The sequence below is a fragment of the Streptomyces sp. NPDC104226 genome (genome assembly GCF_055584085.1).
Genome location: NZ_JBVJMS010000008.1, coordinates 116,820 through 129,433 on the forward strand (window position 1 = coordinate 116,820; position 12,614 = coordinate 129,433).

Here is a 12,614-nt window from a genome sequence, read left to right on the forward strand (position 1 = left end):
GCCGGACCTGTCCACCTCGACCCCGGACCTGTCCACCTCGACCCCGGACCCGTCCACGTCGGCCTCGGACCCGTCCGCCTCGGACCCGTCCCCGTCGGCCCCGGACCCGTCCGCCTCGGCCCCGGCCCCGCCCTCCCGCTACGCCGCCAAGCCCTGGCTCGGTCTGCTCACCCCGGTCCAGCGGGCCCCGATCGCGCCCCCGCCCAGCGTGCTGCACGCCTTCCGGGCCGCCGTCGCCCGCGCGCCCCGGCACACCGCGCTCGCCTACTTCGACGGCCGCCTCACCTACGCCGAGGCCGACGCGCTCTCCGACTCCCTCGCCGGCCACCTCGCCGCCCACGGCACCCGCCGCGGGGACCGGGTCGCCGTCATGCTCCAGAACACCCCGCACTTCGTCCTCGCCGTCCTGGCCGCCTGGAAGGCCGGAGCGGTCGTGGTCCCGCTCAACCCCATGTACAAGTCCGGCGAGGTCGGCCACATCCTGCGCGACTCCGGCGCCACCGCCCTGGTCTGCGAGGCCGGCGCCTGGGAGGCGTACCTGGCCGGGGCAGTCCGCGGGACGGGCGTACGGGTCGCCCTGACGGCGCACGACACGGACTTCCAGACCCGCAACGACCCCCGGATCTTCCCGGTGTCCGCCGGCGCACCGGGGCCCACCGGCGCACCGGTGTCCGCCGAGGCACCGGGGCCCGACGGGGTGCACCCCGCCGACCTCCACACCGTGGCCCACCAGGGCCACCCCGCCCCGCCCGACCCGGACCTCGCGGCCGCCGACACCGCCCTCATCAGCTACACCTCCGGCACCAGCGGCACCCCCAAGGGCGCCATGAACCCGCACGGCGCGCTCACCCACAACGCCGTCCGCCAGGTGACCGGCCACCCCCTCCCCGAAGGGTCCGGCTACTTCGCGCTCGCCCCGCTCTTCCACATCACCGGGATGGTGTGCGAGCTCGCCGCCTGCTTCACCAACGCCGGCACCCTGGTCCTGGCCCACCGGTTCGACGCCGGAGCCGTCCTCGACGCCTTCCTCGAACACCGCCCCGCCTACACCGTGGGCCCGGCCACCGCCTTCATGGCGCTCGCCGCGCACCCCGGGGCCACCCCCGACCACTTCGCCTCGTTCCGGGTGGTCTCCTCCGGCGGCGCCCCGCTGCCGCCCGCCCTGGTCGCGCGGCTGCACGCCGCCTACGGCTTCTACCTGCGCAACGGCTACGGCCTCACCGAATGCACCGCCCCCTGCGCCTCGGTACCCGTCCACCTCGAAGCCCCCGTGGACCCGGCCTCGGGCACCCTCTCCGTGGGCGTGCCCGGCGCCGACACCCTCGTACGGATCCTCGACGAGAGCGGCGCCGAGGTCCCCTTCGGCGAGACCGGGGAGATCGCCGTACGCGGACCCCAGGTCGTCCCCGGCTACTGGGGCCTGCCCGAGGACACCGCCAAGGCCTTCCCGGACGGCGAACTGCGCACCGGAGACGTCGGGTTCATGGACCCCGAGGGCTGGCTCTACGTGGTCGACCGCAAGAAGGACATGATCAACGCCTCCGGTTTCAAGGTCTGGCCGCGCGAGGTGGAGGACGTGCTCTACACCCACCCCGCCGTGCGCGAGGCGGCGGTCGTCGGCATCCCCGACCCCTACCGCGGGGAGAGCGTGAAGGCCTACGTCAGCCTGCGCCCCGGGGCCGAGACCGACCCGGCGGAACTGTCCGCGTACTGCGCCGAACGCCTCGCCGCGTACAAATACCCGCGCCGGGTGGAGATCCTGCCTGTCCTTCCGAAGACGACCAGTGGCAAGATCCTGCGACGGGAACTGCGCGAACGCGACCTCGGCTGAAAACGGCCGGACCGCGTCCGCACGGCACCCCACCCGCGAGGACCACGAAAGGGAGGCGACAGCCATGGCCGCCAAGACCACGACGGAGACCGTCGGGGCGCACGAGGCCCCGGTACCGCGCCGGCTGCTCGCCGTCGCGACCAGGCTGTTCGCCGAACGCGGCTACGACCGCACCTCGGTCCAGGAGATCGTGGAGGCGGCCGGGGTCACCAAGGGCGCGCTCTACCACTACTTCGGATCCAAGGACGACCTGCTGCACGAGGTGTACGCGCGCATGCTGCGGCTCCAGCAGCAGCGGCTCGACGCGGTGGCCGATTCCGACGCCCCGGTGGAGGAGCGGCTGCGCGCCGCGGCCGCCGACGTGGTGGTCACCACGATCGAGAACCTGGACGACGCGGCGATCTTCTTCCGCTCCATGCACCAGCTGAGCCCGGAGAAGTCCAAGCAGGTCCGGGCGGAGCGCCGGCGCTACCACGAGCGCTTCCGCGCCCTCGTCGAGGAGGGCCAGCGCAGCGGGGTCTTCTCCGACGCCACCCCGGCCGACCTGGTGGTGGACTACCACTTCGGCTCCGTCCACCACCTGTCGACCTGGTACCACGAGGACGGCCCGCTCACGCCGCAGCAGGTAGCCGACCACCTCGCGGACCTGCTGCTGCGGGCGCTGCGCCCGTAGCGAGCACGGGGTAGTCGTTGTACCCCTCCGCCCCCTGTACGTGCATCAGGAACTCGGAGCGGATCTCGTTGAGCGGGGCGTCCACGCGCAGCCGCTCCACGAAATCGGGGTTGGCGAGGAAGCCCCGGCCCAGCGAGACCAGGTCGGCGCCCTCGGCCAGGAGCCGTTCGGCGGCGCTCTTGCCGCCGTCGGCCGCGAACTGCTCCCGGGAGAGCAGCTGGTTGGCGATCAGCGTGCCGGGCCAGGCCTTGCGGTGCTCCTGGAAGCGGTCCCGCTGCTCGCCGGCGTAGAGGACGTGGAGGTAGACCGGGTCGATCTCCGCCAGGGCGGCCAGCAGTGCGGGATAGATCTCCTCGGTGTCGCCCTCCTCGATGCCGTTGACCGTCACTCCGGGCGAGATCCGTACGCCGACCCGGTCCCGGCCGACGGCTTCGGCGACGGCCCGGACCACCTCGACGGTGAACCGGATCCGGTTCTCCACCGGGCCGCCCCACGCGTCGGTCCGCAGGTTGGTGCCCTGCGCCAGGAACTGGTGGGGCAGGAAGCCGTTGGCGGCGTGCACCTCCACCCCTGCGAAACCGGCCTCCACGGCGTTGCGGGCCGCGGCCCGGAAGTCGGCGACGGTGGCATGGATGTCCTCGGTCGTCATGGCGCGCGGAGCGGCGGCGTCCCGCAGCCCGCCGGGGGTGTGCAGCTGCTCGGGGAGCCGTACGGCGGAGGGCGCGAGCGGGACGTGCCCGCTGGTGTCGGGGTGACCGACCCGGCCGCCGTGTTCGAGCTGGAGGAACATCGCCGCGCCGCCGCCCGGGGTGCCGGTGCCCGCGCGCACCGCGTCGGTGACGCGGCGCCAGCCGGCGATCTGCTCCGCGGTGTGGATGCCGGGGATGTTCGGATAGGCCTGCCCCACGGCGCTCGGAGCGGTGCCCTCGGCGATGATCAGGCCGGCCGAGGCGCGCTGGGCGTAGTGGACGGCCATCAGCTGCCCGGGGACTCCGTCGGCGCCCGCCCGGTTGCGGGTCAGGGGCGCCATCACCAGGCGGTTGGGGAGTTCGAGCCCGCCGAGGGTGGCGGACCGGAAGAGCGGGGATGCGGTGGGGGCCTGCTGTGTCTGCGTCATGCCGGGTACCGTAGAACCTGACGCCGATGTCAGGTTCAAGGCGGGACTCGGGACGGAGTGCACATGAGGATCGGGGAGTTGGCGGCGCGCACCGGGGTCAGCGAGCGTTCGCTGCGCTACTACGAGACCCAGGGGCTGCTGGTCTCCGACCGGACGCCCGGCGGCCACCGCGACTACACGGAGCGGGCGGTGGACCGGGTCATCCGGATCCAGGAGCTCTACGCGGCCGGCCTGCACAGCACGAAGATCGGGCAGATCCTGCCCTGCATGCGCGATGCGGACGGCGGGCCGAACGTACGGGCCACGCCCGCGCTCGTCGCCGAGCTGAGCGCGGAACGGGACCGGATCGACCGGCTGATCGCCGATCTGCTCCGGTCCCGTGAGGTGCTGGACGAGGTCATCGACGCGGCGGCGGGCCGCACCGTGACGCCCTAGGGCGAAAGAGACGGCCTAGCCGAGGGGTGCGACCTTGCGGCCCCAGGTCTCCTTGGCGACCACGGCGAAGGAGACGTACCAGGCGACGCCCGCCGTGAAGAGGCCGAGGAAGCCGCCGGTGTGGCCCAGCGCGGTGCTCTGCGCCAGGTCGCCGAGGGCGAGGAACAGGAAGGTCAGCGCGAGCGAGACGAACAGCACGCGGTGCGCGACGTCCAGCTTCATGGCGGCGATCGACATGTACGCGGTGAAGATGAACCAGGCCACCAGGAACCAGCCGGTCGCCACGTGCGCCTGGTCGGCCGGCAGCGTCGGGACGACGAACTTCACGTAGCCGGCGAAGGACATCCAGAACGCGCCGTACGAGACGAACGCCGTGGTCCCGAAGGTGTTGCCGCGGCGGAACTCCATGACGCCCGCGACGAACTGCGCGAGACCGCCGTAGAACAGCGCCAGCGGCAGGACGACGGCGCTCAGCGCGGCGTTCGAGATCAGCCCCGAGTTGAAGAGGCTGAGCACGAAGGTGGTGAGGGCGAACGCCGCCAGGCCCAGCGGGCCGGGGTTGGCCATGGCCTGCGGCGCGGCGGCGGGGGCGGCCGTGACCTGCGGGGCGGTCGGCGCGGGAGCGGGCAGGGTGGTGCTGGGCATGACGGGGCACTTTCGGTGGGGGACATTCCAAGATATCGGACATCTCGGGCTGGTCTGGACCACTTACGGCCGTCCCGGGCGAGCCGATGGACCCCCGGCGGCGGGCCGATGGACCCGTCCCAGCCCGCCGCCCGCCGCCCGCCGCCTTCGGGCGGCTACCGGTACCGCTTGAGCTCCCGGTGCGCCAGCGAGCGCTGGTGCACCTCGTCCGGCCCGTCCGCCAGCCGCAGCGTCCGCGCCGCCGCCCACAGCTCCGCCAGCGGGAAGTCCTGGCTCACCCCGCCCGCACCGTGCAGCTGCACCGCGTCGTCCAGGATCCGCACCACCGCCCGCGGAGTCGCGATCTTGATGGCCTGGATCTCGGTGTGCGCACCCCGGTTGCCGACCGTGTCCATCAGCCAGGCCGTCTTCAGCACCAGCAGCCGCAGCTGTTCCACGGTGACCCGGGCGTCCGCGATCCAGTTCTGCACGACGCCCTGCGCGGCCAGCTCCTTGCCGAAGGCGGTACGCCCCACCGCGCGCCGGCACATCAGCTCGATGGCCCGCTCCGCCATGCCGATGAGCCGCATGCAGTGGTGGATCCGCCCCGGCCCGAGCCGGGCCTGGGCGATGGCGAAGCCCCCGCCCTCCTCGCCGATCAGGTTCCCCGCCGGGACCCGGACCCCGTCGAAGACGACCTCGGCATGACCGCCGTGGTCGTGGTCCTCGTAGCCGTACACCGTCATCGCCCGCCGGATCTCGACCCCCGGAGCGTCCCGGGGGACCAGGACCATGGACTGCTGGCGGCGCGGGTCGGCGCCCTGCGGATCGGTCTTGCCCATGACGATGAAGACCTTGCAGTCCGGGTTCATCGCCCCGGAGATGAACCACTTGCGCCCCGTGATCACGTACTCGTCGCCGCTCCCGGAACGCTCGATCCGGGTCTCGATGTTCGTGGCGTCCGAGGAGGCCACCTCGGGCTCCGTCATCGCGAACGCGGACCGGATCTCCCCGGCCAGCAGCGGCTCCAGCCACTGCTTCTTCTGCTCCTCGTTCCCGAACTGCGCGAGCAGCTCCATGTTCCCGGTGTCCGGAGCCGCGCAGTTCGTCGCCGTCGGCGCCAGGTGCGGGCTGCGGCCGGTGATCTCGGCCAGCGGGGCGTACTGGAGGTTGGTCAGCCCGGCGCCGTACTCGCGGTCGGGCAGGAAGAGGTTCCACAGCCCCTGCCGGCGCGCCTCGGCCTTCAGTTCGCCGAACACGGCCGGGGTGTCCCAGGGCGAGGCCAGCCGCGCGCGCTGCTCGGCGGCGACGGCTTCCGCCGGGTGGACGTACTCGTCCATGAACGCGAGGAGCCGTCCCCGGAGTTCCTCGGTACGGGCGTCGAATGCGAAGTCCATCGGGGGTTCCTCAGCCTTCGTGCGGTTGCCGGAGTGTGGTCAGACCGTGCTCGATGAAGACCGGGACCAGCTCGCCGATCCGGTCGAAGCCCGCGCCCACGGTCTGCCCGAGCGTGAAGCGGTAGTGGATGCCTTCGAGGATCACCGCGAGCTTGAACCAGGCGAAGGCCGTGTACCAGGAGACCTGCGAGACGTCCCGGCCCGAGCGGGCCGCGTACCGCTCGATCAGCTCGGCGGGAGCCGGATGGCCGGGGGCCGCACTGGTCGTGCTGACGGGGGAGTCGGTCAGCCCCAGGTCGGAGCTGTACATCACCAGCAGCCCGAGGTCCGTCAGCGGATCGCCGAGCGTGGACATCTCCCAGTCCAGCACCGCCCGGATCTCATCGGTGCCGGAGGAGGTTCCCGCGATCAGCACGTTGTCCAGCCGGAAGTCCCCGTGCACCACCGTGGGCGGCGGGGAGCCGGGCAGGGCGCTCCCGAGCGCCCCGTGCAGCTCGTCGATCCCGGCGAGCTCCCGCCCCCGGGACGCCGCGAGCTGCTTGCCCCAGCGGCGCAGCTGCCGGTCCAGGAAGCCCTCGGGCCGCCCGAAATCGCCCAGGCCCACCGCCTCCGGGTCCACGGCGTGCAGATCGACCAGGGTGTCCACCAGGCCCAGCACCGCCCGCCGGGTCCGCTCGGGACCGAGCGCGGCGAGCTGGCCGGCCGTCCGGAACGGCACCCCGTCCACGTACTCCATCACGTAGAACGGCGCGCCCAGCACGCCCTCGTCCTCGCACAGCAGCAGCGGCTCGGGCACCGGAACCGCCGTGCCGTGCAGCGCCGCGATCACCCGGTGCTCGCGCCGCATGTCGTGCGCGGTGGCCAGTACGTGCCCCAGCGGCGGCCGGCGCACCACCCACCGGGAGCTCCCGTCGCCCACCTCGTACGTGAGGTTCGAGCGGCCGCCTTCGATCAGCCGGCCGGTCAGCGGCCCGCCCACGAGACCCGGCAGCGCCCGGTCGAGATGGCCGCGCAGCCGCTCCAGATCGAGGCCCCGCGGGCCGGCGGGGGCCGCGGAAGGAGCGGCGGGGCGATCCGGTGCGGGGACCGGGTCGGGGGCCGGGTCCGGGGCTGAGGTCATGGTGCGCGCCTCCGTGCGGGGTTGACGACGACGGAACGATCGCGACCCATGATGCCGACCAGTCGGTATGCCGTCCAGTGCCCGAGCCGAAGCGGCCTCCGGCCGGCCCGGTCACGCGTGGCAGAGGATCGGCGTACCGCCGTTCATCACGGTCATGTCCCGCAGCACCGCCAGGATGTCCAGCGGGACCCCCTCGGGCTCCCCGGCCAGCTCCGCGTACGCCCGGTGCAGGTTGGCCACCAGCCGCTCGCTCTCCCGCCAGCCGGCGAACTCCCCGAGATCGGCCTGCCGCGCCGTCTCCAGTGGGGTCAGCCCCTTCGCGCGGCCCTCCCGGGCCAGCTCGGCCACGTACCGCAGATAGCGCTCGGTGGCCTCGTACGCACCGGGATCCGTCAGCGGACCGTGGCCCGGTACGACCGTCTCCGCGCCCAGCGAGCGCAACAGCTCCAGCGCCCGCAGCGAACCGGCCAGCGAGCCCATCGCCAGGAACGGCGTGCCCTCCGCGAAGACCAGGTCACCGGTGAAGACGATCCGCTGCTCGGGCAGCCACACGACGGAATCGCCCGTGGTGTGCGCGACGCCCGGGTGGAGGACCCGCACCTCGGTCTCCCCGACGTACAGCGTCATCCGGTCGCCGTACGTCAGATCGGGCGCGGTGATGTCCAGCGAGCCGAAGTCGGTCGCCGGCCAGATCAGCTCCAGCTGGCGCCCGGCGGCGAGCTGCTCGGAACGCGCGTTCTCGTGTCCCAGGACCAGAGCCTCCGGGGCGAACACGCCGTTGCCGTAGGTGTGGTCGCCGTGGTGGTGGGTGTTGACCACCGTGCGGGGGAGCGGCGCCCCCGCGGCCAGCACCGCCGCGCGCAGGGCCAGCGCCCGCCGCTCGGTGGCCGCCGTGTCGACGAGCAGCGTCCGGCCGCCGCCGGTCACGAAACCGGCGTTGTTGAGGCACCAGCCGCCGTCCGGCTGCACGTAGGCGTAGACCCCGGGAGCGGGCTGGACGACGTACGGCTCTGCGGCGGGCATCTGCGCTCTCCCCGGGTTGCTGTGACGGGCCTTCGGCATCCTGCCAGTCACGGCGGCCCGGGGGGAGAGGGGGTTCGGTCGTCAGCGTTCGTCGGTGGTCGTCAGTGGCCGTCAGTGTTCGTCAGTGGTCGTCAGTGTTCGTCGTAGTGGTCGTCGTGCTCCGCATGCCGGTGCCCGTCGTGCAGGTAGTCGACGTGGTCGCCGTGCCGGACCGAGGCGTGGCCGCAGTCCGCGCCGTGGGCGTGCTCGTGCGCGGTGTGCGGGGCGTGCCCGGAGGGCTCGCATTCGTCCCAGTGTCCGGAGTGCTCGCGGTGCAGATGGCCGTCGTGCGCGTAGTCGACGTGGTCGCCGTGCTCGACCGCCTGGTGTCCGCAGTCGGGCCCGTGGGCGTGGGCGTGCTCCTGTGCGGGGTGTTCCTGGTGCAGAGTCGTCATGACCCCGACGCTAGTGCGGAACACCCCGGTTCACCCCTTGTGTCCGCTACGCGCCGCGGTGGCGTCAGAAGGCGGACCATCGGTTCGTCGGCTCACACGATGAGCGCCATCGCGCACACGGCCAGGCCCACCGCGCACGCCGTCGCGGCCAGCGCCGCACCCATCGCGAGCCCGGCCGGCCGCGCCGCCGCCAGCTCCCGCACCCGACGGTGCGCCACCCCCATGAAGGCGAGCCAGAGCAGCGCGACCACCGCGCACCCGGCGACCGCCACCAGGGAGCCGGACCCGTGCAGGGCCTGGCGCAGCGCCAGTACGGCCACCACCGCGCAGGACAGGGTCGTACGCCGCCATGCGAGCCGGGTCCGCTCGGGCTGCAGCCCCGCGTCACGGCCGCCGGGGCCCTCGCGGTCGGCGGCGTCGGCCGGGGCGCTCACCGCCCCTTCGTCCAGCCGAGCAGGACGACCACCACCATGGCCACCGCGACCAGCCCGACCCCCAGGCTCAGCACCACCGGGAACCGGGACATCGGCAGGTCCTCGCCGCGCCGCATGGCCCGCTCGCACCGCACCCAGTGGTTCACCGCGCGCAGGGAGCAGGCCGCGCCCACCGCGAGCAGCGCGAAGGCCATCGCCACGCGCACCCCCCACCGCAGGTCGGGCAGGAACTGGTCCACGGCGAACCCGCCGCCGATCAGGGCCAGGGCGGTCCTGATCCAGGCGAGGAAGGTCCGCTCGTTGGCCAGCGAGAAGCGGTAGTCGGGGGTCTCGCCCTCGTCCCTCACCCGAGCCGGTGCGAACCACAGCCGCACGTCCTTGACGAAGTCGATCACCAGGCCAATCTACTGGCGTCCCCCTCCGGCGGCCTCTGCGGCACCGGGCCGGCCGCGCCCGCCCGCACCGGCCCCCGGGCCGTCTCCTTCGGATCCTGCCGGGCCCGCGAGAGGCGGCCTACCCCTGCCCGGCGCGGAACTCCCGGAGCCTGCGGTACGCATCCAGCCCGTCCGGGACCCACGGCCAGGAGCCGTCCGCGACCCGCCGGTCCACCTCGTCCTCGGGCAGCCACGTGTGCCAGGCCACCTCCGAGGCCTGCGGCCGGACCGGCAGCTCGCAGCGGACCTCGTGCACGTAGCTCCACCAGGCCCCGCCCGGGCCCTCGTGCAGGAACTTGAACAGCGGCTCGGGCTGCTCCAGCCCCGCCACCCCCAGTTCCTCCTCCGCCTCCCGCAGCGCCGCCTCCGCGTAGCTCTCGCCGGCGCCGACCACCCCGCCCACGAACATGTCGTAGCACGAGGGGAAGACCAGCTTCGAAGCCGTCCGCCGGTGCGTGAAGATCCGCCCCTCCCCGTCCCGCGCCAGCACGAACACGCAGCGGTGGATCAGCCCGCCCGCGTACACCTCGCCCCGCGGCGCGCGCCCCGTCACCCGGTCCTCCCGGTCCACCACGTCCAGTACCTCGTCGGCCGCGCCCATACCGTGATCCTTCCGTGCCTGTTGACTGGTTACTGCTCCGTAGCTAAGGATCGCCCCACCATCGACGGAGGACGGGTTCCACATGACGTACGACGCAGACGTGATCGTGATCGGGGCCGGGCTCGCGGGCCTCGTGGCCACCGCCGAGCTCGTCGACGCCGGCCGCAAGGTCATCCTGCTCGACCAGGAGCCCGAGCAGTCCATCGGCGGCCAGGCCCACTGGTCCTTCGGCGGCCTGTTCTTCGTCGACTCGCCCGAACAGCGCCGGATGCGGATCAAGGACACCCGCGAGCTGGCCCTCCAGGACTGGTCCGGCACCGCCGGCTTCGACCGCGAGGAGGACGCCTGGCCGCGCCGCTGGGCCGAGGCCTACGTGGACTTCGCGGCCGGCGAGAAGCGCCCCTGGCTGCACGCCCAGGGCGTCCGCTTCTTCCCCGTCGTCGGCTGGGCGGAGCGCGGCGGCTACGACGCGAACGGCCACGGCAACTCCGTCCCCCGCTTCCACATCACCTGGGGCACCGGCCCCGGCCTCGTCGCGCCCTTCGAGCGCCGGGTGCGGGCCGGGGTGGCCCGCGGGCTGGTCCAGCTGAAGTTCCGCCACCGGGTCACCGGGCTCGCGCGTACGGCGGGCACCCTCGACACCGTGACCGGCGAGGTCCTGGCCCCCTCCGACGCCGTACGCGGCACCGCGAGCGGCCGCGAGGCCACCGGGGAGTTCTCCCTGCGCGCCCAGGCCGTGATCGTGACCAGCGGCGGCATCGGCGGCAACCACGACCTCGTACGGGCCCAGTGGCCCGCCCGCCTCGGCAACCCGCCCGCACGGATGCTCTCCGGGGTCCCGGCCCACGTGGACGGCCTGATGCTCGGCATCGCGGAAGGGGCGGGCGCCAGCCACATCAACAAGGACCGGATGTGGCACTACACCGAGGGCATCGAGAACTGGGACCCGATCTGGGCCCGGCACGGCATCCGCATCCTGCCCGGCCCGTCCTCGCTCTGGCTGGACGCCACCGGCAAGCGGCTGCCCGTACCGCTGTTCCCGGGCTTCGACACCCTCGGCACCCTCGACCACATCATGAAGACCGGCCACGACCACACGTGGTTCGTCCTGAACCAGCGGATCATCGGCAAGGAGTTCGGCCTCTCCGGATCCGAGCAGAACCCGGACCTGACGGGCAAATCGGTCCGCGGGGTCATCGACCGGGCGCGCCAGGCCGTCCCGGGCCCGGTGAAGGCCTTCATGGACAACGGCGCCGACTTCGTCGTGGAGAAGGACCTCTCCGCGCTGGTGCGCGGCATGAACGCGATCACCAAGGACGGACTCCTCGACGAGGAGACGGTCCGCCGCGAGATCGTCGCCCGCGACCGGGAGATCGCCAACCCCTTCACCAAGGACCTCCAGGTCACGGCGATCCACGGCGCCCGCAAGTACCTCGGCGACAAACTGATCCGCACCGCCGCCCCGCACCGGATCCTGGACCCCGCGGCGGGCCCGCTGATCGCCGTCCGGCTCTCGATCCTGACCCGCAAGTCCCTCGGCGGCCTGGAGACCGACCTCTCCTCCCGGGTCCTGACCGCCACGGGAGAACCCCTCCCGGGCCTCTACGCGGCGGGCGAGGCCGCCGGCTTCGGCGGCGGCGGCGTCCACGGCTACCGGGCCCTGGAGGGCACCTTCCTCGGGGGCTGCATCTTCTCGGGCCGGGCGGCAGGTCGCGCGGCCGCAGCCGCCGTGTAACGTCGTTGACGTGACCGACAGCAAGAACATCAACAACCCGGTGGGCCAGGGCGGCGGCCAGCGCAAGAAGCAGTCCCGCGCCGAGCGCCAGAACAACGGCCCGCACCGCAACCTCGACCGCCAGGGCGCCGAGGACCGCAAGGCGGAGATCCTGCGCAAGATGCGCGAGAAGGCCGCCGCGGCAGCCGCCGCCGAGCAGACGGACGACGAGACCCCGAAGAGCTGACAGCCGGCGCCGCCGCGGGGCGGCACGGCATGCGGCAGGGCCCGGAGCGCGACGCGCGCTCCGGGCCCTGCCGCCGTTCCGGGCTCCTCAGGGCAGGCGGGCCACCAGACGGAACCGCTCCGCCACGACCGGGGTGTCGTCGTCGACCGTGAAGTGCGGGTCGCCGACGGCCTCCCGCATCTGCGGGCCGTGCCAGAAGGCCTCGTGCCCCGAGCGCCATTCGGCCACTGACGCGAATCCCTCGCCCTCGTCCAGCGCGTGCCGCAGGTCCACGTCCGCCAGCCGCAGGACCCGTACGTCCGTCACCTCCAGGACACCCACCGGACGCCCGGCGGAGTCCACGATCACGAAACGCTCGCCCGCCACGGGCAGCGGATCCCCGGCCGCCTCGTAGTCGGCCAGGACGCCCGTGGTCGTGGTCTTGGCGCCGCTCAGGACGGCCGCCACCAGCTGGTCGCGCAGCGGCCCGGGGAAGGCGAACTCGATGGGCGGGAGATCCTCGTAATCCGTCACGCCCCCAGTCTACGAAC

General features: G+C 73.3%; 15 protein-coding genes. 5 read left to right on the forward strand and 10 right to left on the reverse strand.

Annotated elements, in window-relative coordinates:
• Window positions 1-28: 28 nt before the first annotated feature.
• Window positions 29-1,831, forward strand: coding sequence for a class I adenylate-forming enzyme family protein (locus ACZ60J_RS24815; RefSeq protein ID WP_469685602.1), 1,803 nt, complete (start codon window positions 29-31; stop codon window positions 1,829-1,831).
• Between the two features lie 64 nt (window positions 1,832-1,895).
• Window positions 1,896-2,504 (forward strand): TetR/AcrR family transcriptional regulator, encoded by a 609-nt coding sequence (locus ACZ60J_RS24820; protein ID WP_469685052.1) that lies wholly within the window; start codon window positions 1,896-1,898, stop codon window positions 2,502-2,504.
• Here ACZ60J_RS24820 and ACZ60J_RS24825 read toward each other — a convergent pair.
• Complete coding sequence (locus tag ACZ60J_RS24825; protein ID WP_469685054.1) at window positions 2,443-3,621, reverse strand: alkene reductase; 1,179 nt, start codon at window positions 3,619-3,621, stop codon at window positions 2,443-2,445. The genes ACZ60J_RS24820 and ACZ60J_RS24825 overlap by 62 nt on opposite strands.
• Before the next feature lie 63 nt (window positions 3,622-3,684).
• On the opposite strand from ACZ60J_RS24825, the gene ACZ60J_RS24830 reads away from it, so the two are divergent.
• A complete protein-coding gene (locus tag ACZ60J_RS24830) occupies window positions 3,685-4,056 on the forward strand; it encodes a MerR family transcriptional regulator (RefSeq protein WP_469685056.1) in 372 nt (123 codons plus the stop codon).
• A 15-nt stretch (window positions 4,057-4,071) separates the two neighbouring features.
• Here the strand turns inward: ACZ60J_RS24830 and ACZ60J_RS24835 are convergent, their stop codons facing one another.
• The 8 genes from ACZ60J_RS24835 to ACZ60J_RS24870 all read right to left on the reverse strand — a co-directional run bounded on the left by ACZ60J_RS24835 (window position 4,072) and on the right by ACZ60J_RS24870 (window position 10,123).
• Window positions 4,072-4,701, reverse strand: coding sequence for an acetate uptake transporter (locus ACZ60J_RS24835; RefSeq protein WP_469685058.1), 630 nt, complete (start codon window positions 4,699-4,701; stop codon window positions 4,072-4,074).
• A gap of 155 nt (window positions 4,702-4,856) precedes the next feature.
• Window positions 4,857-6,077, reverse strand: a complete 1,221-nt coding sequence (locus ACZ60J_RS24840; RefSeq protein ID WP_469685060.1) for an acyl-CoA dehydrogenase family protein — start codon at window positions 6,075-6,077, stop codon at window positions 4,857-4,859.
• A 10-nt stretch (window positions 6,078-6,087) separates the two neighbouring features.
• The gene (locus tag ACZ60J_RS24845; RefSeq protein ID WP_469685061.1) at window positions 6,088-7,197 is read right to left on the reverse strand and encodes a phosphotransferase family protein; all 1,110 of its coding nucleotides are present in this window, start codon (window positions 7,195-7,197) and stop codon (window positions 6,088-6,090) included.
• 111 nt (window positions 7,198-7,308) lie between these two features.
• The gene (locus tag ACZ60J_RS24850; protein WP_469685063.1) at window positions 7,309-8,220 is read right to left on the reverse strand and encodes an MBL fold metallo-hydrolase; all 912 of its coding nucleotides are present in this window, start codon (window positions 8,218-8,220) and stop codon (window positions 7,309-7,311) included.
• A gap of 131 nt (window positions 8,221-8,351) precedes the next feature.
• The gene (locus tag ACZ60J_RS24855; protein ID WP_469685064.1) at window positions 8,352-8,654 is read right to left on the reverse strand and encodes a hypothetical protein; all 303 of its coding nucleotides are present in this window, start codon (window positions 8,652-8,654) and stop codon (window positions 8,352-8,354) included.
• 92 nt (window positions 8,655-8,746) lie between these two features.
• The gene (locus tag ACZ60J_RS24860) at window positions 8,747-9,088 is read right to left on the reverse strand and encodes a DUF202 domain-containing protein (RefSeq protein WP_469685066.1); all 342 of its coding nucleotides are present in this window, start codon (window positions 9,086-9,088) and stop codon (window positions 8,747-8,749) included.
• On the reverse strand, window positions 9,085-9,483 hold the full coding sequence (locus tag ACZ60J_RS24865) for a YidH family protein (protein ID WP_450908426.1): 399 nt from the start codon (window positions 9,481-9,483) through the stop codon (window positions 9,085-9,087). The genes ACZ60J_RS24860 and ACZ60J_RS24865 overlap by 4 nt, the downstream gene beginning before the upstream one ends.
• A gap of 118 nt (window positions 9,484-9,601) precedes the next feature.
• Window positions 9,602-10,123 (reverse strand): NUDIX domain-containing protein, encoded by a 522-nt coding sequence (locus ACZ60J_RS24870; protein WP_469685068.1) that lies wholly within the window; start codon window positions 10,121-10,123, stop codon window positions 9,602-9,604.
• A gap of 82 nt (window positions 10,124-10,205) precedes the next feature.
• Here ACZ60J_RS24870 and ACZ60J_RS24875 point away from each other — a divergent pair, with 82 nt between their 5' ends.
• The gene (locus tag ACZ60J_RS24875; RefSeq protein ID WP_469685070.1) at window positions 10,206-11,858 is read left to right on the forward strand and encodes an FAD-binding dehydrogenase; all 1,653 of its coding nucleotides are present in this window, start codon (window positions 10,206-10,208) and stop codon (window positions 11,856-11,858) included.
• Window positions 11,859-11,868: 10 nt separating this feature from the next.
• The gene (locus ACZ60J_RS24880; RefSeq protein ID WP_469685072.1) at window positions 11,869-12,084 is read left to right on the forward strand and encodes a DUF6243 family protein; all 216 of its coding nucleotides are present in this window, start codon (window positions 11,869-11,871) and stop codon (window positions 12,082-12,084) included.
• Between the two features lie 87 nt (window positions 12,085-12,171).
• Here ACZ60J_RS24880 and ACZ60J_RS24885 read toward each other — a convergent pair whose 3' ends face one another.
• The gene (locus ACZ60J_RS24885; RefSeq protein ID WP_469685074.1) at window positions 12,172-12,597 is read right to left on the reverse strand and encodes an ASCH domain-containing protein; all 426 of its coding nucleotides are present in this window, start codon (window positions 12,595-12,597) and stop codon (window positions 12,172-12,174) included.
• Window positions 12,598-12,614: the final 17 nt, after the last annotated feature.

What these genes read in the sequence shown, in the direction of transcription:
- ACZ60J_RS24855 (WP_469685064.1), bottom strand. Translation starts at nt 8,654, where the DNA reads ATGACGACTCTGCACCAGGAACACCCCGCACAGGAGCACGCCCACGCC.
- ACZ60J_RS24830 (WP_469685056.1), top strand. Translation starts at nt 3,685, where the DNA reads ATGAGGATCGGGGAGTTGGCGGCGCGCACCGGGGTCAGCGAGCGTTCG.
- ACZ60J_RS24820 (WP_469685052.1), top strand. Translation starts at nt 1,896, where the DNA reads ATGGCCGCCAAGACCACGACGGAGACCGTCGGGGCGCACGAGGCCCCG.
- ACZ60J_RS24850 (WP_469685063.1), bottom strand. Translation starts at nt 8,220, where the DNA reads ATGCCCGCCGCAGAGCCGTACGTCGTCCAGCCCGCTCCCGGGGTCTAC.
- ACZ60J_RS24875 (WP_469685070.1), top strand. Translation starts at nt 10,206, where the DNA reads ATGACGTACGACGCAGACGTGATCGTGATCGGGGCCGGGCTCGCGGGC.
- ACZ60J_RS24870 (WP_469685068.1), bottom strand. Translation starts at nt 10,123, where the DNA reads ATGGGCGCGGCCGACGAGGTACTGGACGTGGTGGACCGGGAGGACCGG.
- ACZ60J_RS24825 (WP_469685054.1), bottom strand. Translation starts at nt 3,621, where the DNA reads ATGACGCAGACACAGCAGGCCCCCACCGCATCCCCGCTCTTCCGGTCC.
- ACZ60J_RS24835 (WP_469685058.1), bottom strand. Translation starts at nt 4,701, where the DNA reads ATGCCCAGCACCACCCTGCCCGCTCCCGCGCCGACCGCCCCGCAGGTC.
- ACZ60J_RS24840 (WP_469685060.1), bottom strand. Translation starts at nt 6,077, where the DNA reads ATGGACTTCGCATTCGACGCCCGTACCGAGGAACTCCGGGGACGGCTC.
- ACZ60J_RS24845 (WP_469685061.1), bottom strand. Translation starts at nt 7,197, where the DNA reads ATGACCTCAGCCCCGGACCCGGCCCCCGACCCGGTCCCCGCACCGGAT.